Genomic DNA, 20,876 nt, shown 5'->3' with positions numbered 1-20,876 from the left:
GGCGGACTCCTGGAAATTGACGGATGGAAATGAAGCCGGTCGTGTGGTGTGATGCGTGGCGTAACGGGCGACGAGCGCCCGCTCGACCACGCATCGAGGGTGACGACGCGGGCCGAGCGGCCCGCGTTGCCGCCTTACCACTGATACGACGCGCCTACCCCGAAGGTATTGCCGCCGCTGCTGAGGCCGACGCCGGCACGCATCTTCAGGTTTTCCGTGATGCGCGCTTCACCGCCCATCGCGACCGCCTGATAGCCCTTGTACGACCCGCCACCGATACCGAACGACAAGGTCTTGCCCGGATCGACACCCGGAATCATCGTCAGCGCCGTGGCCGCCGCGATACCGGAATAGGCGTTCCGCGAGATGTCGTTGATCTGGCCTTGCATCCCGCCGAGCGCACGGTCGAACTGCCCCTTGCTGACAGCATCCGTGGCCTTCACCCCGTCCGCGACGTTGACGATTCGGCGCTCGTGGCCATCAGAGCCGACGGATACCGTGTTGGCTTCGGTCGCCTTCGATCCCTCCCCCAGCGCAACCGAGTTGGTCGCGCCAGATGACACCGTTGCGCCGTGACCGATCGCCGTGCCGCCTTCCGCCTGCACCTTCGACCCGGCGCCGATCGCCGTGCTGTTGTGCTTGCCGTCCGCGATCATCGAATCGGAGCCGGCTGCGACATTGCCGTTGCCGGTGCCCGGTTTCGCGGCGAGAATCTCGGCGGCCTTCTCGCCACTACCGCCCGTGCCGTTGATCAGGCCGTTGCCGTTGTTGCCCGAACCGCCGTTGTTGCCGTTGTTGCCGTCACCCGGCTTGGTCGCTGCGTGCAAGCGATCGTCGATATCGTTGACACGCCCTTCCAGCTTCGAGAACTGACCGTAGTTCACGGCGTCGTACTGGCTCTTGCCGTCCGCGACGTTCGTCAACACCACCGGCCCCGACGACAAGCCGTTGCCCAGCGTCACCTTGTTGAAATTCACGGTGCCGTCGCCGTTCTTGTCGTAAGCGACAGCTCCGACCAGCTTCGTGGCCTCACCAAGGTTGTCCTGGATCTGCGTGACCCGGTTGTCGATGTTCGTCAGTGCGTCGCCTGCGTTGTGGAAGGTGTTGCCCCCCACGTCGTACGTCGGCGCGATGACCTTGCCGGTTTCCTCGTCGACCTTCGCACCGCCGCCGAGCGCATCGGTCACGCCACTCAACTGGCTGACGTTCACCGCATCCGTCGCGGCCTTGCCGGCCGCCACGTTGTGCAGGGCGACCGGAGTCGCCGCGCCGACACCGCCGAGCGTCACCGAACCGTAGTTCGTCGTGCCGTCCGCGTTCTTGTCGTACACGACCGCCGACTGCAGCGTGCCGTCTTCACCGACCAGGCCAGCCGAGCGCAGTTGCCGCACGTTGACCGCATCGGTCTCGTCGACACCGTCCGAGACGTTCTTCAGCGTCACCGGCGCCGAACCGACACCACCCAGCGTGACGGATGCGTGCGTCGCATCGTCGTACTGAACCGCGTTTGCGACACCCTTCTGCAGTGTCTCGATCTGCGTCGTGTTCGACGATACGCGATCGTCGAGATGCGTGAATGCGTCGCCGACATTGTCGTACTGCATCTTCGAACCATCCGCTTCAGTCAACTCATACACCGGGGCGGAGACGTCACCGGTTACCGGATCGACCTTGGCGCCGCCACCCAGACTATCCGCGATGCTCTGCGCGACGAAGTTCAACTGACTGCCGTTGATGGCCTCGGTACTATCCTGCGCCACCGAGCCGTCCGCCACGTTGCGGATTACGGTGCCTTGCGCGCCCGCGAGCGTCACGGTCGACTTGGCAGCGTCGTCATAGGCGACTGCGTTCGGGGTCGCACCGTTGCCGGCCCCGCCCTCGCGCTGCTCCAACGCCTTGATTGCGTCGCCGACCGACGCGTAATCCTTGCCGTCGACCGAGTAGACCGGCGCGGTAACCTTGCCGTCCGCGTCAATGCCCGAGCCACCGCCGATTGCGTCGGTCACGCCCTTCAACTGCGACACGTTGACTGCGTCCGTCGATGCCTTGCCGGCTGCGATGTTATGCAGCGCGACAGGAACACCGGCGTTCACGCCACCGAACGTCACCGATGCGAAGTTCGTGCTGCCGTCGGCGTGCGTATCGTAGGTCACGGCCGAGAGCGACTTGCCGCTCTCGCCGATCAGGCCCGACGACTTCAACTGCGCGACGTTCACCGCGTCCATGTCGGCCTTACCCGCCGCCACGTTCGACAGCGTCGTGCCGCCCTGGCCGGCCAGCGTCGCCTTGTCCTTGCTCACGTTGTCGTAAGCCAGTGCCAGCGGGTTCATGCCGCCTTCCACGTCGCGGATGGCGTCCGTCAGTTGATCGACGTTCACTGCGTCCGTGCCAGTCTTACCCTTTGCCACGTTCGACAGTGTCACGGGATCCGCCGTCTTACCACCGCCCAGCGACACCGAACCGTAGTTCGTCGTGCCGTCCAGGTTGCGGTCGTACGTCACCGCGGCAATCGACTTCCCGTCGTCACCGATCAGGCCCGACGACTTCAGTTGCGATACGTTCACCGCGTCCGTGTCGGCGTTGCCCGCCGCCACGTTCGACAGAATCGTGCCGCCTTCGCCGGCCAACTTCACCGACTTGTAATTCGGCGTGCCGTCCGCGTTCTTCTCGTACGTCACCGCGGCGACCGACTTGCCGTCCTCGCCGATCAGGCCCGACGACTTCAGTTGCGACACGTTCACCGCGTCCGTGTCGGCCTTGCCCGCCGCCACGTTCGACAACGTCGTACCGTTCTGGCCGGCCAGCGTCACCGAGTCCTTCTGCGCGCCGTCATAGGCCACCGCATTCGGATCCGTGCCGTTACCGCCATCATTGCCACTCTTCGCTGCGGCCTGCAGCGCGTCGTTGACGTTGTGGTACTCCTTGCCGTCGATCGTGTACGTCGGCGCGGTCACGTCGCCGTTCGCGTCGAAGCCCGTACCGCCGCCGACCACGTCCGCGAGACCCTTGAGCTGCGCGAGGTTCACCGCGTCGGTGTTCTGCGTGCCCTTCGCGACGTGGATGATCTGCCGTTCGGCGCCTGCCGAGCCGATCGACAACGCATTCGCACGATCCGCGAGCGAGTTGGCACCCAACGCGACGCTGTTCGAAGACAGCGCCTGCGAGTTCGCCCCGAGCGCGATGGCGTCGGCCACGTTCTGTTGCACGTTCGCATTCGTACCGATAGCGATGCTGTTCACGGTGCCCGCCTTCGTCATCGCCTTGTCGCCGATCGCGATCGAGCTCTTACCCACGGCTACCACGCCGTTGTTGCCGACCGCCACCGCGTTTTCGGCGTTGGCTTTTGCTCGGGAACCGATTGCCAGCGCGCCTGCGCCGTTCGTCGTGACCATGCTGCCCATCGCGACCGCATACGGTTGATCGACCCCGGTCTGCGCAATACTGCCGATCGCCACCGAGTGATCCGAATTCGAGACTGCCTGCAGACCGACCGCGATCGAATTGATCCCGCTGGCGCCACTCCCGACGCCAATGGCGGCGGCCGTGCCCATCTTCGGATCGCGACCGTTCATCGATGCAATGTTCGGCATGCTGCCGTCCGCGCCCAACCCTTCGATCGCGACGAAGCTGCCCGGCTTCGATTCGACGTCACGCACCATCCGCGTCATCTTCGCATCGAGCTTCGTATTGGCGGAATGCATCGCATCGGTCAGTTGCTTCATGTTGACGGCATCGGTGTCGTCGACACCAGCGGCGAGGTGAACGACACGGCGCTCTTCACCGACGTTACCCACCGCAACGGTGTTGTCGTCGTCGGCGACCGAGTTGTAGCCGATTGCCACCGAGTTGACACCGTTCGCTCTCGAACCCGACCCCAATGCCATCGCTTGCGGCCTGGTTGCCCAGGCGTTCGCACCAATCGCGACACTCTCGGGACCTCTCGCAATTGCATCGCGACCTTCCGAGTTGACCTTGATGTACTTGAGCCTGATTGCACCGTTGACCAGCGAGTCTTCCAGATCGTTCAACTGGTCGACGTTTACTGCGTCCGTGCCGGCCTTGCCCGCCGCCACGTTCGACAACGTCACCGGGCCCGTCGACTTCCCGCCGCCCAGCGTCACCGAACCGTAGTTCGTCGTACCGTCCGCCTTCTTGTCGTACGTCACCGCGGCAATCGACTTGCCGTCTTCGTCGATCAGACCCGACGACTTCAACTGCGACACGTTCACCGCGTCCAGGTCGGCCGTACCGGCCTTCACGTTCGACAGCGTCGTGCCCGTCTTGTCGCCGGCCAGCGTCACCTTGTCCTTCGACGTGCTGTCGTACACTACCGCCAGCGATTCGCCCGTCTTTTCGTCGATGACACCACCATCCGTCAGCGCGTCCTTCAGGTTGCCCAGGCTCTCGTTCGTCGCGAACAGCTGCGAGCCGTTCACCGCGTCCATGCTCGTCGCCGACAGTTCAGCCGCCTTCACGTTCGTCAGCTTCGTGCCCGTCTTGCCCGCGAGCGTCACCGACTCGTGGTTCGCCGTGCCGTCCGTATTTTTGTCGTACGTGACCGCGGCAATCGACTTGCCGTCTTCGCCGATCAGGCCTGACGACTTCAGTTGCGATACGTTCACTGCGTCCTTGTCGGCCTTGCCCGCCGCCACGTTCGACAGCGTCGTACCGCCTTCGCCTGCCAGCGTGGCTCGCTTGTAGTTCGGCGTGCCGTCCGCATTCTTGTCGTACGTCACCGCGGCAATCGACTTGCCGTCACCATCGATCAGACCCGACGACTTCAGTTGCGACACGTTCACCGCGTCCGCGTCGGCCGTACCGGCCTTCACGTTCGACAGCTTCGTGCCGCCTTCGCCCGCCAGCGTCGCCGACTTGTAGTTCGGCGTGCCATCCGCGTTCTTGTCGTACGTCACCGCGGCACGCGACTTGCCGTCTTCACCGATCAGGCCCGTCGACTTCAGTTGCGACACGTTCACCGCGTCCATGTCGGCCGTACCGGCCTTCACGTTCGACAGTTTCGTACCACCCTCGCCCGCCAGCGTCGCCGACTTGTAGTTCGGCGTGCCGTCCGCGTTCTTGTCGTACGTCACTGCGGCCAGCGACTTGCCGTCTTCACCGATGAGGCCCGACGACTTCAGTTGCGATACGTTCACCGCGTCCTTGTCGGCCTTGCCATCTGCAACGTTCGACAGCTTCGTGCCGCCTTCACCTGCCAGCGTCGCCGACTTGTAGTTCGGGGTACCGTCCGCCTTCTTGTCGTACGTCACCGCGGCCAGCGTCTTGCCGTCGTCACCGATCAGACCCGTCGACTTCAGCTGCGACACGTTCACCGCGTCCATGTCGGCCGTACCGGCCTTCACATTCGACAGCTTCGTACCGCCTTCACCCGCCAGCGTCGCCGACGTGTAGTTCGGCGTGCCGTCCGCGTTCTTGTCGTACGTCACTGCAGCACGCGACTTGCCGTCACCATCGACCAGGCCCGACGACTTCAGCTGCGACACGTTTACCGCGTCCATGTCCTTCGTACCAGCCTTCACGTTTGACAACGTAGTACCGCCTTCGCCTGCCAGCGTCGCCGACGTGTACTTCGGCGTGCCGTCCGCGTTCTTGTCGTACGTCACTGCAGCACGCGACTTGCCGTCTTCACCGACCAGACCCGACGACTTCAGCTGCGATACGTTCACCGCATCCGTGTCGGCCGTACCAGCCTTCACGTTCAACAGCTTCGTACCGCCTTCACCCGCCAGCGTCGCCGACGTGTAGTTCGGCGTGCCGTCCGCGTTCTTGTCGTACGTCACTGCAGCACGCGACTTGCCGTCTTCACCGACCAGACCCGACGACTTCAGCTGCGACACGTTCACCGCGTCCATATCCGCCGTACCGGCCTTCACGTTCGACAGCTTCGTACCGCCTTCGCCTGCCAGTGTCACCTTGTCCTTCTTCGCGGTGTCGTAGGCCACGGCCAGCGGGTTCATGCCGCCTTCCACGTCGCGAAGTGCGTCCGTCAGTTGATCGACGTTCACCGCGTCCGTGCCGACCTTGCCCTTGGCCACGTTCGACAGTGTCACCGGGCCCGTCGACTTACCGCCGCCCAGCGTCACCGAGTTGTAGTTCGGCGTGCCGTCCGTCTTCTTGTCGTACGTCACCGCGGCAATCGACTTGCCGTCACCATCGATCAGGCCCGACGACTTCAGCTGCGACACGTTCACCGCGTCCATATCGGCCGTACCAGCCTTCACGTTCGACAGCGTCGTGCCCGTCTTGCCACCGGCCAGCGTCACTTTGTCCTTCGTCGTGCTGTCGTACACCACCGCCAGCGATTCGCCCGTCGTCTTGTCGATGACGCCGCCATCCGTCAGGGTGTCCTTCAGGTTGCCGAGGTTCTCGTTCGTCGCGAACAGTTGCGAACCGTTCACCGCGTCCGTGCTCGTCGCCGACAGCGCACCGGCCTTCACGTTCGTCAGCGTCGTGCCGCCTTCGCCTGCCAGCGTGGCCGACTTGTAGTTCGGCGTGCCATCCGTGTTCTTGTCGTACGTCACAGCAGCACGCGACTTGCCGTCCTCGCCAACGAGGCCAGACGACTTCAGCTGCGATACGTTCACTGCGTCCGTGTCGGCCGTACCGGCCGCCACGTTCGTCAGCTTCGTGCCACCTTTACCCGCCAGTGTTGCCGACTGGTAGTTCGGCGTGCCGTCCTTGTTCTTGTCGTACGTCACCGCGGCGCGCGTGTCGCCATCCGCATCCACCAGGCCCGTGTTCGTGAACTGGTTCTTGATGTGCGTGATGTCGCCCGTGTTGCTTGCCACTCGACCGTCCAGGTTCTCCAGCGCATCGCCTACCGTGTGGTAATCGACCTTCTTCGTATCGTCCGCCGGATCGGCCAGCGTGTACGTCGGCGCCTTCAGCTTGCCGTTTTCGTCCACTGCGGAGCGACCACCCAGCGCGTCCGCCACGCTCTGCGCCGTACCGTGCAGCTGCGAGCCGTTGACCGCGTCCTTGCTGTCCGCGCTCACCTTGCCCGCCGCGACGTTCGTCAGCATCGTGCCCGTCTTGCCGCCGGCCAGCGTCACCTTGTCCTTCGTCACGCTGTCGTAAGACACGGCCAGCGGGTTCATGCCGCCTTCCACGTCGCTGATCGCTTTCGTCAATTGCTCGACGTTCACCGCGTCGGTGTTGGCCTTGCCCTGTGCAACGTTCGACAGCGTCACCGGGCCCGTCGACTTACCACCGCCCAGCGTCACCGAGTTGTAGTTCGGCGTGCCGTCCGTCTTCTTGTCGTACGTCACCGCGGCAATCGACTTGCCGTCACCATCGATCAGACCCGACGACTTCAGCTGCGACACGTTCACCGCGTCCATGTCGGCCGTACCAGCCTTCACGTTCGACAGCGTCGTGCCCGTCTTGCCACCGGCCAGCGTCACTTTGTCCTTCGTCGTGCTGTCGTACACCACCGCCAGCGATTCGCCCGTCGTCTTGTCGATGACACCACCATCCGTCAGGGTGTCCTTCAGGTTGCCGAGGTTCTCGTTCGTCGCGAACAGCTGCGAACCGTTCACCGCGTCCGTGCTCGTCGCCGACAGTGCACCGGCCTTCACGTTCGTCAGCGTCGTGCCGCCTTCGCCTGCCAGCGTGGCCGACTTGTAGTTCGGCGTGCCGTCCGTGTTCTTGTCGTACGTCACTGCAGCACGCGACTTGCCATCCTCGCCAACGAGGCCCGACGACTTCAGCTGCGACACGTTCACCGCATCCATGTCGGCCGTACCAGCCGCCACGTTCGACAGCGTCGTGCCCGTCTTGCCACCGGCCAGCGTCACTTTGTCCTTCGTCGTGCTGTCGTACACCACCGCCAGCGATTCGCCCGTCGTCTTGTCGATGACGCCGCCATCCGTCAGGGTGTCCTTCAGGTTGCCGAGGTTCTCGTTCGTCGCGAACAGCTGCGAACCGTTCACCGCGTCCGTGCTCGTCGCCGACAGTGCACCGGCCTTCACGTTCGTCAGCGTCGTACCGCCTTCGCCTGCCAGCGTGGCCGACTTGTAGTTCGGCGTGCCGTCCGTGTTCTTGTCGTATGTGATTGCAGCAATCGACTTACCATCTTCACCGATCAGGCCCGACGATTTAAGCTGCGACACGTTCACCGCGTCCATGTCCGCCGTACCGGCCTTCACGTTCGACAGCGTCGTACCCGTCTTGCCACCGGCCAGCGTCACTTTGTCCTTCGTCGTGCTGTCGTACACCACCGCCAGCGATTCGCCCGTCGTCTTGTCGATGACGCCGCCATCCGTCAGCGTGTCCTTCAGGTTGCCAAGGTTCTCGTTCGTCGCGAACAGCTGCGAACCGTTCACCGCGTCCGTGCTCGTCGCCGACAGTGCACCGGCCTTCACGTTCGTCAGCGTCGTGCCGCCTTCGCCTGCCAGCGTGGCCGACTTGTAGTTCGGCGTGCCGTCCGCGTTCTTGTCGTATGTGATTGCAGCAATCGACTTACCATCTTCACCGATCAGGCCCGACGATTTAAGCTGCGACACGTTCACCGCGTCCATGTCCGCCGTACCGGCCTTCACGTTCGACAGCGTCGTACCCGTCGTGCCACCGGCCAGCGTCACCTTGTCCTTCGTCACGCTGTCGTAAGACACGGCCAGCGGGTTCATGCCGCCTTCCACGTCGCTGATCGCTTTCGTCAATTGCTCGACGTTCACCGCGTCGGTGTTGGCCTTGCCCTGTGCAACGTTCGACAGCGTCACCGGGCCCGTCGACTTACCACCGCCCAGCGTCACCGAGTTGTAGTTCGGCGTGCCGTCCGTCTTCTTGTCGTACGTCACCGCGGCAATCGACTTGCCGTCACCATCGATCAGGCCCGACGACTTCAGCTGCGACACGTTCACCGCGTCCATATCGGCCGTACCAGCCTTCACGTTCGACAGCGTCGTGCCCGTCTTGCCACCGGCCAGCGTCACTTTGTCCTTCGTCGTGCTGTCGTACACCACCGCCAGCGATTCGCCCGTCGTCTTGTCGATGACGCCGCCATCCGTCAGGGTGTCCTTCAGGTTGCCGAGGTTCTCGTTCGTCGCGAACAGTTGCGAACCGTTCACCGCGTCCGTGCTCGTCGCCGACAGCGCACCGGCCTTCACGTTCGTCAGCGTCGTACCGCCTTCGCCTGCCAGCGTGGCCGACTTGTAGTTCGGCGTGCCGTCCGTGTTCTTGTCGTACGTCACTGCAGCACGCGACTTGCCATCCTCGCCAACGAGACCCGACGACTTCAGCTGCGACACGTTCACCGCGTCCATGTCCGCCGTACCAGCCTTCACGTTCGACAGCGTCGTGCCCGTCTTGCCACCGGCCAGCGTCACTTTATCCTTCGTCGTGCTGTCGTACACCACCGCCAGCGATTCGCCCGTCGTCTTGTCGATGACGCCGCCATCCGTCAGGGTGTCCTTCAGGTTGCCGAGGTTCTCGTTCGTCGCGAACAGTTGCGAACCGTTCACCGCGTCCGTGCTCGTCGCCGACAGCGCACCGGCCTTCACGTTCGTCAGCGTCGTACCGCCTTCGCCTGCCAGCGTGGCCGACTTGTAGTTCGGCGTGCCGTCCGTGTTCTTGTCGTACGTCACTGCAGCACGCGACTTGCCATCCTCGCCAACGAGGCCCGACGACTTCAGCTGCGACACGTTCACCGCATCCATGTCGGCCGTACCGGCCTTCACGTTCGACAGCGTCGTACCCGTCGTGCCACCGGCCAGCGTCACCTTGTCCTTCGTCACGCTATCGTAAGACACGGCGTTCGGGTCGGAGCCGCCGTTCTTCGCCATCGCGTCCAGCGCGTCGCCGACGTTGTTGTACGTCGTGTCGCCGACCTTGTACGTCGGTGCCGTAATGTTGCCATCGGTGCCGATGCCCGCGCCGCCGCCGAGCGCGTTCGTCACGCCCGTCAACTGGCTCACGTTCACCGCGTCGTTGTTTTTAGTACCCTTTGCGACGTTGACGATCTGGCGCTGGAGCGAATTCGACCCCACGGAGAGCGCATTGCCGCGATCGGCGACAGAATTGGCGCCCAGTGCGATGCCGCCGTTATTGCCCGACGCCACACTCGCGTTGGCACCCAGTGCAATGGCATCCGTGACGTTTTGCGCGACGTTGGCAGACTTGCCCATCGCGACGCTGTTCACGGTACCCGCCGCCGTCATCGCCTTGTCGCCGATCGCGATCGAGCTCTTGCCCACGGCTGCCACGCCGTTGTTGCCGACCGCCACCGCGTTATCGGCGTTGGCTTTTGCTCGGGAACCGATTGCCAGCGCGCCTGCGCCGTTCGTCGTGACCATGCTGCCCATCGCGACCGCATACGGTTGATCGACCCCGGTCTGCGCAATACTGCCGATCGCCACCGAGTGATCCGAATTCGAGACTGCCTGCAGACCGACCGCGATCGAATTGATCCCGCTGGCGCCACTCCCGACGCCAATGGCGGCGGCCGTGCCCATCTTCGGATCGCGACCGTTCATCGATGCAATGTTCGGCATGCTGCCGTCCGCGCCCAACCCTTCGATCGCGACGAAGCTGCCCGGCTTCGATTCGACGTCACGCACCATCCGCGTCATCTTCGCGTCGAGCTTCGTATTGGCGGAATGCATCGCATCGGTCAGTTGCTTCATGTTGACGGCATCGGTATCGTCGACGCCATCGCTGACATTGACGATCCGGCGCGTCGCACCCACGTCACCTATCGACACGGTATTGGCGCCCGCGGCAACCGAGTTGACGCCGATCGCGATGGAGTTCATGCCCGATGCCCGGGCGCCCGAACCGATCGCCAGCGTATCGACGTTCGTCGCATTCGCTTGCGAGCCGATCGCCACGCTGTTCTTGCCGAGCGCATTGGCCTGCATGCCGGTGGCATTGACCTTGATGTACTTCATGTTGAGCGTGCCGTTGCCAAGATCCTGCTTGATCTCGTCCTTGACGTCGCTCATGCCGCTTTGGAGCTGGGCCACGTTGACGGCGTCGGTAGCGGCTTGGCCCGTCGCGACGTTCTTCAGCGCGACCGGCGTCGACGCACCCGCACCGCCCAGCGTCACGCTCGCCTTACCCGCGCCGTCATAGTGCACGGCGTTCGCGTCCTCGCCGCCGGCCCCACCCGCGGCGGCCGCGGCCTGAAGCGCGTCACCGACATTGCTGTAGGTTTTGTCGCCGACCTTATAAGCCGGTTTCGAAATGGTGCCGTCCGCATTGACAGCCGACTCGCCGCCGAGTGCGGACGCGACGCTCGACGACACGTCGTACAACTGACCGCCGTTCACGGCGTCCTTGCTGGCCGATGCGATCCTGCCGGCCTTCACGTTCGTGAGAACCGTGCCGCCCGTGCCGCCCAGCGAAACGGTGCTCTTCGTCGCATTGTTGTACACGACCGCGAGCGACTCGCCGGTCGACGGATCGATCAGGCCGCTATCGTTCAGCGATTGTTCGACGTTGGTCACGCGGTTGTTGGTCGCGAACAGTTGCGCGCCGTTGACGGCGTCCGTGCTGGTCGACGACAGCGTGGCCGCGCGCACGTTGGTGAGCTTGACCGCGGCCGCACCGGTACCACCGAGGGTCACCGAATTCTTCGCGTCGGAGTCGTACTCGACCGCGTTTTCCGCACCGCCGCCCGACGCGGACGCCGCCAGCAGCGCATCGCCGACGTTATCGTAGGTCTTGGTGCCGATCGTGTAGGCCGGTTTCTTGATGTTGCCGTCCGCACCGACAGTCGCGTTGCCGCCCAGTGCTTCGGTCACGCCCTTGAGCTGCGCAACGTTGACGGCATCGGTCGCTTGCGTGCCGCGCCCGACGTTGATGATCTGACGCTCGAAACCGGCGGTGCCGACCGATACCGTCTGGTCCCGGTCAGCTTCCGAGTACGAGCCGAGTGCCAGGGAGTCGGCGCCGCGCGCCGCCGCACTCTGACCGATCGCGATCGCATTTTCCGCAGCTGCGGCAGCCTGCGAGCCGATCGCCATCGTGCCTTGCCGTGTCGCCATCGACGAATCACCGATCGCCAACGCGGATTCCGCGTTCGCCTTCGCCTTCCGGCCCAGCGCGTAGGCGCCCCAGCCGGCCGCCTGCGCCTCGTTGCCAAGTGCGATCGATGCCTTGCCGCTCGCATTGGCCCCGGCCCCCAGCGCAATCGCCCCTTCATCGCCCAGTGCCGATGCCTTGGCGCCAAGCGCGACGTTGTTGCCGGCCGCCGTCGCCGCGTTACCGACCGCCACCGCACCGCCGAGCCCCGTCGCAGACGGGCGCGTGCTCGCGCTGCTGCCGATCGCGATCGAATTCTCGCCCATCGCCGACGCGTTATCCGTGCCGTCGCCCTTCGCATTGATCTTCACGTATGCGCTGTTGTCGGACACGACTGCCCGGGTGTCGGGAGCGCCTCGCTTGAGCGCCGCCGGATCAGCCGGCTTCGAGTCGGTCAGACGGACCGGATCGTCTAGCGTCGGGTCAGCCGCGTCGACTTCGTCCGCGTAGGCGGACCCCATAGAGGCAACGACGAGCGCGGTGGCCGCGGCGATTTTCGATTTCACGGAGCGCGACGATTTCGAGCGTCCGCGCGCAATTTCCGATGCCGCGCACCAGGTGCTGGTCGAGGCGTTCCACACGACACGATACGACTTGTTCATACGAACCTTTTCCTTTGGTAAAACCTCTCCACGACGCGCATCGGCTTTGCACAACGATATCGATGCGACGACACGACGAGAGCGGTGACAAGTAGCTCAACGCTTACGGCTTTCCGGAAAGAAGTGCGAAACGTGCATTCTGAGAAATCGCCCGAACAGAGGCGGAAAATCATGCCAACAGCGCTGCGAAATCGCGCGTTTCAACCGGATACTGAAAGCTGGAAGAAACTCTATTGACAGGCACCCGCCTCGGAAACAGGACGATTACTAAATCAAATCAAATACAAGTAGAACTTGTACTAGTTATTTTTAATATTTAATAAACGTTACAGGATTTAAAGGATTTACCCCGTTGAGCCGGATATCGAATAATTTGAGATTTGCTTTATCGAAAAGATCGCCGCGACAACCGGTTTCGCACGACCAGGTCGGACAAAAACGACACGCGACGGCGCCCGACTCGCGCCCCTGGATCACACTCGCCCGGCGGGAAAATCCGCTATACTTTGCCGACCGCCGCCCCCTCGGGCGGCAGGTCGGAAGCGCGCCGATTTGCTGACTCGATTGCGGGCGCGCGAACCGGCCGGGGTGTGGATGTTGTGTCCTTGTCCCGGCGGTTCACTACAAATGCGGCTAAAGAGGTCGTCAGCCGCGCATCTCCGACTCCGCGCCTCGCCGACACCATTTAGCTGCCCAGTCATAAGGCGGAACGAATGGAATCGATCGGCATCGTCGCTCCACAGACCATGCACTTCGCCGAACCGCTGCGCTTGCAAAGCGGCAGCGCGCTCGGCAACTATCAGCTCGTCGTCGAGACGTACGGCGAACTCAACGCCGCGCGCTCGAACGCGGTGCTCGTCTGCCACGCGCTCAACGCGTCGCATCACGTCGCCGGCGTCTACGCGGACGATCCGCGCAGCACCGGCTGGTGGGACAACATGGTCGGGCCGGGCAAGCCGCTCGACACCAACCGCTTCTTCGTGATCGGCGTGAACAACCTCGGCTCATGCTTCGGCTCGACCGGCCCCATGAGCATCGACCCGTCGACCGGCAAGCCGTACGGCGCGAGCTTCCCGGTCGTCACCGTCGAGGACTGGGTGCACGCGCAGGCGCGCGTCGCCGACGCATTCGGCATCGAGCGCTTCGCCGCGGTGATGGGCGGCAGCCTCGGCGGGATGCAGGCGCTCGCGTGGAGCCTGATGTATCCGGAGCGCGTCGCGCACTGCATCGACATCGCGTCGACCCCGAAGCTGTCCGCGCAGAACATCGCGTTCAATGAGGTCGCGCGCTCGGCGATCCTGTCCGATCCCGATTTCCACGGCGGCGACTACTACGCGCACGGCGTGAAGCCGAAGCGCGGCTTGCGCGTCGCGCGGATGATCGGTCACATCACGTACCTGTCCGACGACGACATGGCCGAGAAATTCGGCCGTGCGCTGCGCCGCGCCGACGGCGCGCTCGACGCGTACAACTTCAGCTTCGACGTCGAATTCGAGGTCGAGTCGTACCTGCGCTACCAGGGCGACAAGTTCGCCGACTACTTCGACGCGAACACCTATCTGCTGATCACGCGCGCGCTCGACTATTTCGATCCGGCCAAGGCGTTCGACGGCAACCTGACGGCCGCGCTCGCGCACACGCAGGCGAAATACCTGATCGCGAGCTTCTCGACCGACTGGCGTTTCGCGCCGGCACGCTCGCGCGAGATCGTGAAGGCGCTGCTCGACAACAAGCGCACGGTCAGCTACGCGGAAATCGATGCGCCGCACGGTCACGACGCGTTCCTGCTCGACGACGCGCGCTATCACAACCTGATCCGTGCGTATTACGAACGAATCGCCAACGAGGTGGGTGCATGAACCAGCAAGCGCTGAATTCCCTGTCCGCGCGCGCGGACTTCCGCACGATCGCGCGCTGGGTCGAGCCGCGCTCGACGGTGCTCGACCTCGGCTGCGGCGACGGCTCGCTGCTCGCGCTGCTGATGGAGGAACTGGACGTCACCGGCTACGGGATCGAGCTGAACGACGCGGGCGTGCTCGCGAGCGCGAAGAACGGCATCAACGTGATCCAGCAGAACCTGGAGGACGGCCTGCGCCTGTTCGAGGACCACAGCTTCGACATCGCGATCCTGTCGCAGACTTTGCAGACGATTCACCAGACGGCCGCGATCCTGCGCGAAACCGCGCGGGTCGGGCGCGAATGCATCGTGTCGTTCCCGAATTTCGGCTACTGGCCGCACCGGCTGTCGGTGCTGAACGGCCGGATGCCGGTATCGAAGTCGCTGCCTTACCAGTGGCACAACACGCCGAACGTCCGGGTGCTGACGATCGAGGATTTCGAGGCGCTCGCGCCCGAAGTCGGCGTGACGATCCTCGACCGCGTGGTGCTGCACGAAGGCCAGCCGATTCGATGGGGTGCGAACTGGCGTGGTAGTCTTGCTGTCTACCGCGTCAAGCGCAGCTGAGCCGGGAAGCCGTTGACGTACGCCGACGGCCCGCACGCATGTGCGGCCGCGCCGCTGCGCTACCCGCGCCGCCGCCTGCGCTGTCGCCGCAATCAGTCAACGCTATCCAGTTCCAGTCCATGTCGAAAACGCCACACGAGGCGCCCGCACTCACCGCTCACGAGGATCACCCCGGCTGGCGAGCCTACCTGAACACGCACATGCTGATCTGCGTGTTCCTGGGCTTCACGTCGGGTCTGCCCCTCTTCACGCTCGTCTACCTCGTGCAGGCATGGCTGCGCTCCGAAGGCGTGAACCTGAAGGAAATCGGCCTGTTTGCGCTGATCCAGTTCCCGTACACGTGGAAGTTCCTGTGGGCGCCGCTGATGGACCGCTACATCCCGCGCCTGCCCGGCTGGCGGCCGGGGCGCCGACGCGGCTGGCTGCTGCTCACGCAGATGCTGGTCGCGGGAGCGATCGCCACGCTCGGCTTCGTGTCGCCGCGCGACTCGATCTGGACGGTCGCCGCGCTCACCACGCTCGTCGCGTTCTTCGGCGCGAGCGCCGACATCGTGATCGACGCCTACCGTCGCGAGCTGCTGCGCGACACCGAACAGGGCCTCGGCAACGCCATCCACGTGAACGCGTACAAGCTCGCCGCGCTGATCCCCGGCTCGCTGGCACTGATCCTGTCCGACCACCTGCCGTGGGACGTCGTGTTCGCGATCACCGGCGCATTCATGCTGCCGGGCATCCTGATGACGCTCGTCGTACGCGAGCCCGAAGTGGTCGGCGCGCCGCCGCGCAACCTGCGCGACGCGATCGTGCTGCCGTTCCGCGAATTCATCCAGCGCGACGGCTGGGCCGGCGCGCTGCTCGTCATCGCGTTCATCTTCCTGTTCAAGATCGGCGACACGATGGCCACCACGCTGTCGACGTCGTTCTTCCTCGACATCGGCTTCTCGCGCACCGAGATCGGCATCGTCGCGAAAACCACCGCGCTCGTCGCGAGCGTCGCCGGCGGCATCGTCGGCGGCGTCTGGCTCGTGAAGATCGGCATCGGCCGCGGGCTGTGGATCTTCGGCGCGCTGCAGATGGTGTCGACGCTCGGCTTCGCGTGGCTCGCGCAGCTCGGCCCCGGTTCGCCCGTGCTCGCGATGCTCTACGACTTCACCGTGTCGACGAGCCATGCGATCGCCGCGGCGCTGTCGGTGTTCGGCATTGCGGTCGCACCGCAATTCAGCCCGATGACCGTCGCGCTCGCAATCGTCTACGGCGCCGAAACGTTCACCACCGGCCTGACGATGGCCGCGTTCGTCGCGTATATCGCCAGCACGACCGACCCGCGCTATACGGCTACGCAGTTCGCGCTGTTCACGAGCCTCGCGTCGGTGCCGCGCACGCTCGCGTCGGCCGCGAGCGGTTTCATCGTCGCGAAGATCGGCTGGTTCGACTACTTCATCGTGTGCACCGCGCTCGCGATTCCCGGCATGCTGCTGCTGTTCAAGATCGCGCCGTGGAACGGCACCGCACGCAACGGCGAGGCCAGCCGTGCGCAGTAACGGCCTGCACCGCCTCGCGCGCGTTGCGGCTTCGTTGAGCGTCGGCGCCGCGGCGCTCGCCGCGGGGTTCGCCCATGCGGCCGACGCCGGCGCGCCCGCTGCCACCGCCGCCGGTTCCGCGCCGGCCGCTGCGCCGGCCTCGCCGCCGGCGACTTCGGCTCCCGCCGCCCCCGCCCAGCCGGCCGCCGCCGCCGAACCCGCGCAACCGACCGGCGCCGCCGCGTCGACGAAGGCTTATGTGCAGACGCCGCAGCAGGTCCGTTACGGCGACGCCATTGCCTTCCGCACGCTGATTCCGTCGCCGCTGCTCGAGCAGCTCACCGCGAACGAATACGCGCAGATCGTGCAGGCGGCCGCCGACAGCAACCGCCTGCTGCCGGCGAACCAGCCGCGCGTGAAGCGCCTGCGCGCGATCGTCGCGAAGCTCGCGCCGTATTCGGTGAAATGGAACGACCGCGTGAAGAGTTGGGCGTGGGACGTCAACGCGATCCGCTCGCGCGACATTCGCCTGACCTGCCTGCCGGGCGGCAAGGTGCTCGTGTACGGCGGCCTGCTCGATCGCGTCCGCCTGAACGACGACGAGCTCGGCGTGCTGCTCGCGCACTGCATCGCGCATGCGCTGCGCGAACACGCGCGCAGCAACTTCAGCGCGACCTCGCAGACGTCGCTGCGCGCGGCCGCGCTGCCGCCGCTGTTCGGCGTCGGTGACCCGCTGCCGCAGGCACTGAACCTCGGCGAACGCCTGCAGGCGCTCCACTACAACGCGACCGACGAGACCGAAGCCGACGTGATCGGCGGCGACATCGCCGCACGCGCGGGCTTCGATCCGCGCGCGGCGATCACGCTGTGGGACAAGCTCGCGGTCGCGACACGCGGGAACAAGGCAACCGGCTTCATCTATACGCACCCGTACAGCAACGCCCGCCGCCAGGATCTGCTGAACCGCCTGCCGGATCTCATGCCGCTCTACGCGAAGGCGGTGGGCAAGCGCGTCGACACGCTGCCCGACTACGCGGGCATCAGCGCGCAGCGTCGCAAGGTCGTGCGGCGCTGAGCCCCACGCACGGCCGATCGCCATGCAGCGCTACGCATCCACGTCCGCCGCGACCGGCCGGGCTCCGCTTTCGCGCATCCAGCGCACCTCGTCACCCGGGCTGCGGCCGAACAGCCGCTTGAACTCGCGGCTGAACTGCGACGCGCTCGCATAGCCCACACGCGCGGCCGCCGCGCCAGCGCCGACCCCGTCCTGCACCATCATCAGCCGCGCCTGGTGCAGCCGCGCGGCCTTCACGTACTGCATCGGCGACGTCGCCGTCACGTGCTTGAACTGAGCATGGAACACCGCGAGGCTCATCCCGGCCTCGCCCGCGAGCGTCTCGACGTCGAGATCGGCCTTCAGGTCCGCGTGGATGCGCCGCAGCGCCTTCGCAATGCGGCCGAAGTGATGCTGCTGGACGAGCGCCGCGCGGATCGCGTCGCCCCGCTCGCCCGTCAGCACCCGATACGCGATCTCGCGCATGATCGCGGGGCCCAGCACGCGCGTGTCGTGCGGCGACGCGAGCGCTTCGAGCAGCCGCACGACCGCGTCGGCCAGCGGCGCGTCGAGCGGCGTCGAATCCACGCCGACCGGTTCGCCGACGGCCGCGCCGAGCGTCTCGTCGAGCAGGATCGCGAGCTCGGCGATCACCGCGAGATCGACGCGGATCGAGATCGCGAGAAACGGTTCGTCCTGGCTCGCGAAGGTCTCGCATTCGAACGGCAGCGGCACCGACAGCACGAGATACTGCCGCGCGTCGTACATGAACGAGCGCTCGCCGAGATAGCCGAGCTTGCGCCCCTGGCACACGACGACGATGCTCGGTTCGTACAACACGGGCATGCGCGGCCCCGGACGGCTCACGCGGATGAAGCGCACGCCGTCGAGCGCCGCGAACGTTTCGCCCTCGTTCGGCGCGAGGCGCGCATGCAGCTCGACCATGCGGCGCTGCACGCGGTCGCCTGTGTCGACGAAAAGGGGCTCGAAGCTCATCTGCGTGGTCCTGTCCGGCAAGAGAATCCGGCTCGCAATGTAGCACCTTGCAGCCGTTTTGACGGCTGTTGGCACGCAGTTAGAGAGGAATAGGCAAATCTTCCAGACCTTCGTGTATTTCGCCGCGGCGCCGCGCTCCTTACGATGACGTCCTGCCTCGCCGCATCGCCACATGATGCGACGGCAGTTCGTTTCGCCGGATGTTATTCCCGGACAAGGAGCCCCCTGCATGAGCACCACCTACGCTTACGCGGCAACCGATTCGCAGTCGCCGCTCGCCCCGTTCGAATTCCAGCGTCGCGCGCTGCGCGACCTCGACGTCCAGATCGACGTCCTCTACTGCGGCGTCTGCCACTCGGACCTGCACCAGGCCCGCAACGAATGGCGCAACACGATCTATCCGGTCGTGCCGGGCCATGAAATCGTCGGCCGCGTGACCGCGACCGGCCCGCAGGTCTCGCGCTTCAAGGTCGGCGAGCTGGTCGGCGTCGGCTGTCTCGTCGATTCGTGCCGCACCTGCCCGAGCTGCGCCGACGGCCTCGAGCAATATTGCGAAAACGGCTTCGTCGGCACCTACAACGGCCAGGACCGCGTGACGGGCGACATCACGTTCGGCGGCTATTCGACGCAGCTCGTCGTCGACGAGGTGTTCGTGCTGCGCGTGCCCGAGACGCTCGACCCAGCCGGCGCCGCGCCGCTCCTGTGCGCGGGAATCACGACCTACTCGCCGCTGCGGCAGTGGAACGTCGGCCCCGGCAAGAAGGTCGGCATCGTCGGGCTCGGCGGCCTCGGCCACATGGGCGTGAAGCTGGCGCGCGCGATGGGTGCGCACGTCGTGCTGTTCACCACGTCGCCGTCGAAGATCGAGGACGGCAAGCGTGTCGGCGCGCACGAAGTCGTGATTTCGAAGGACGAAGCGCAGATGAACGCGCACCTGAACAGCTTCGACTTCATCCTGAACACGGTCGCCGCGCAGCACGACCTGAACCCGTTCCTGCACCTGCTGAAGCGCGACGGCACGATGACGCTGGTCGGCGCGCCGGAGCACGATCATCCGTCGCCGCAGGTGTTCAACCTGATCTTCAAGCGCCGCCGTCTCGCGGGCTCGCTGATCGGCGGGATCGCGGAAACGCAGGAAATGCTCGACTTCTGCGCGGAGCACGGGATCACGTCGGATATCGAAACGATTCCGATGCAGCAGATCAATGCGGCCTACGAGCGGATGCTGAAGAGCGACGTGAAGTACCGGTTCGTGATCGACATGGCGTCGATCAAGCATTGAGCGCCGCCGGGCGGCACGCACGATCGCCGCCCCTAACGAAACGGGCCGCATGCTCGACATGCGGCCCGTTTCTGCATCCGGCGGCCGGATGATCCGACAGCTACGCGCGCGGCGTGGCGCGGGACGTCACTTGTAGTCGTAGTCCACCGTCAGCGGCGCATGGTCGCTGAACTTGATGTCCTTGAAGATCGACGTGCTTTTCGCGGTGCCGGCCACGCCTGGCGTCGCGATCTGGTAATCGATCCGCCACCCGACGTTCTTCGCATATGCCTGGCCGCGGTTGCTCCACCACGTGTACTGCTCGGCGCGCGGGTCGAGCGTGCGGAACACGTCGACATAGCCGACATCGTCGAACAGCTTCGTGAGCCACTCGCGTTCTTCCGGCAGGCAGCCCGAGTTCTTCTGGTTGCTCTTCCAGTTCTTGATGTCGATTTCCTTGTGGACGATGTTCACGTCGCCGCACAGGATCACTTCGCGCTTCTTCTTCAGCGCGGCGAGGTGCGGCATGAACTCGTCCATGAAGCGGTACTTCGCCTGCTGGCGCTCTTCACCGCTCGAGCCGGACGGCACGTACACCGACACGACCGACAGCTTGCCGTAGCGCGCCTCGACGTAGCGACCTTCGGCATCGAATTCGCTGCTGCCGAAGCCGATAATCACGTCATCCGGCTCGCGGCGGCTGTACACGCCCGCGCCGCTGTAGCCCTTCTTCTCGGCGTGGTGGAAATAACTCTTGAAGCCGTGCGGCTCGACGAATTCGGCCGGCAGGTCGTCGGCCGAGACCTTGATTTCCTGCACGCACACGCAATCGGCGTTCTGTTCGCCGAGCCATTCGAAGAAGCCCTTCTTCGCGGCGGAGCGGATGCCGTTCAGGTTGGCGGTAATCACTCGCATCATGTCGGATTCCGTTCAGTTCGAT

8 protein-coding genes are annotated in these 20,876 nt (G+C 65.0%); 5 read left to right on the top strand and 3 right to left on the bottom strand.

What is annotated here, in order from left to right; all coding sequences use genetic code 11:
- Positions 1 to 134: 134 nt before the first annotated feature.
- On the bottom strand, positions 135 to 12,641 hold the full coding sequence (locus tag HWX36_RS05695; RefSeq protein WP_175951245.1) for a YadA-like family protein: 12,507 nt from the start codon (positions 12,639 to 12,641) through the stop codon (positions 135 to 137).
- A 713-nt stretch (positions 12,642 to 13,354) separates the two neighbouring features.
- On the opposite strand from HWX36_RS05695, the gene HWX36_RS05690 reads away from it, so the two are divergent.
- The 4 genes from HWX36_RS05690 (at position 13,355) to HWX36_RS05675 (ending at position 17,700) form a co-directional block, all read left to right on the top strand.
- A complete protein-coding gene (locus HWX36_RS05690; RefSeq protein WP_175951244.1) occupies positions 13,355 to 14,500 on the top strand; it encodes a homoserine O-acetyltransferase in 1,146 nt (381 codons plus the stop codon).
- Positions 14,497 to 15,105 carry a methionine biosynthesis protein MetW gene (gene metW, locus HWX36_RS05685; protein ID WP_006755281.1) on the top strand — a complete coding sequence of 203 codons (609 nt, stop codon included), beginning with the start codon at positions 14,497 to 14,499 and terminating at the stop codon, positions 15,103 to 15,105. The genes HWX36_RS05690 and metW overlap by 4 nt, the downstream gene beginning before the upstream one ends.
- Before the next feature lie 119 nt (positions 15,106 to 15,224).
- Positions 15,225 to 16,646 carry an AmpG family muropeptide MFS transporter gene (locus HWX36_RS05680; protein ID WP_175951243.1) on the top strand — a complete coding sequence of 474 codons (1,422 nt, stop codon included), beginning with the start codon at positions 15,225 to 15,227 and terminating at the stop codon, positions 16,644 to 16,646.
- Complete coding sequence (locus HWX36_RS05675) at positions 16,636 to 17,700, top strand: M48 family metallopeptidase (protein ID WP_175951242.1); 1,065 nt, start codon at positions 16,636 to 16,638, stop codon at positions 17,698 to 17,700. Before HWX36_RS05680 ends, HWX36_RS05675 begins: the two co-directional genes overlap by 11 nt.
- A gap of 30 nt (positions 17,701 to 17,730) precedes the next feature.
- Here HWX36_RS05675 and HWX36_RS05670 read toward each other — a convergent pair whose 3' ends face one another.
- Positions 17,731 to 18,675 (bottom strand): AraC family transcriptional regulator, encoded by a 945-nt coding sequence (locus tag HWX36_RS05670; protein ID WP_175951241.1) that lies wholly within the window; start codon positions 18,673 to 18,675, stop codon positions 17,731 to 17,733.
- Positions 18,676 to 18,904: 229 nt separating this feature from the next.
- On the opposite strand from HWX36_RS05670, the gene HWX36_RS05665 reads away from it, so the two are divergent.
- A complete protein-coding gene (locus HWX36_RS05665; RefSeq protein ID WP_175951240.1) occupies positions 18,905 to 19,957 on the top strand; it encodes an NAD(P)-dependent alcohol dehydrogenase in 1,053 nt (350 codons plus the stop codon).
- Positions 19,958 to 20,083: 126 nt separating this feature from the next.
- On the opposite strand, the gene HWX36_RS05660 is transcribed toward HWX36_RS05665, so the two are convergent.
- A complete protein-coding gene (locus tag HWX36_RS05660) occupies positions 20,084 to 20,854 on the bottom strand; it encodes an exodeoxyribonuclease III (RefSeq protein ID WP_175951239.1) in 771 nt (256 codons plus the stop codon).
- Positions 20,855 to 20,876 lie beyond the last annotated feature (22 nt).

Source organism: Burkholderia sp. BCC0405, from assembly GCF_902833075.1.
Classification (GTDB): domain Bacteria; phylum Pseudomonadota; class Gammaproteobacteria; order Burkholderiales; family Burkholderiaceae; genus Burkholderia.
Note: the sequence above shows the minus strand (reverse complement) of the source record. Positions and strands in the feature narration are given on the sequence as shown.

Excerpts from the sequence above, each read along its gene's own strand:
- HWX36_RS05695 (WP_175951245.1), bottom strand. The coding sequence starts at position 12,641 with ATGAACAAGTCGTATCGTGTCGTGTGGAACGCCTCGACCAGCACCTGG.
- HWX36_RS05690 (WP_175951244.1), top strand. The coding sequence starts at position 13,355 with ATGGAATCGATCGGCATCGTCGCTCCACAGACCATGCACTTCGCCGAA.
- metW (WP_006755281.1), top strand. The coding sequence starts at position 14,497 with ATGAACCAGCAAGCGCTGAATTCCCTGTCCGCGCGCGCGGACTTCCGC.
- HWX36_RS05680 (WP_175951243.1), top strand. The coding sequence starts at position 15,225 with ATGTCGAAAACGCCACACGAGGCGCCCGCACTCACCGCTCACGAGGAT.
- HWX36_RS05670 (WP_175951241.1), bottom strand. The coding sequence starts at position 18,675 with ATGAGCTTCGAGCCCCTTTTCGTCGACACAGGCGACCGCGTGCAGCGC.
- HWX36_RS05665 (WP_175951240.1), top strand. The coding sequence starts at position 18,905 with ATGAGCACCACCTACGCTTACGCGGCAACCGATTCGCAGTCGCCGCTC.
- HWX36_RS05660 (WP_175951239.1), bottom strand. The coding sequence starts at position 20,854 with ATGATGCGAGTGATTACCGCCAACCTGAACGGCATCCGCTCCGCCGCG.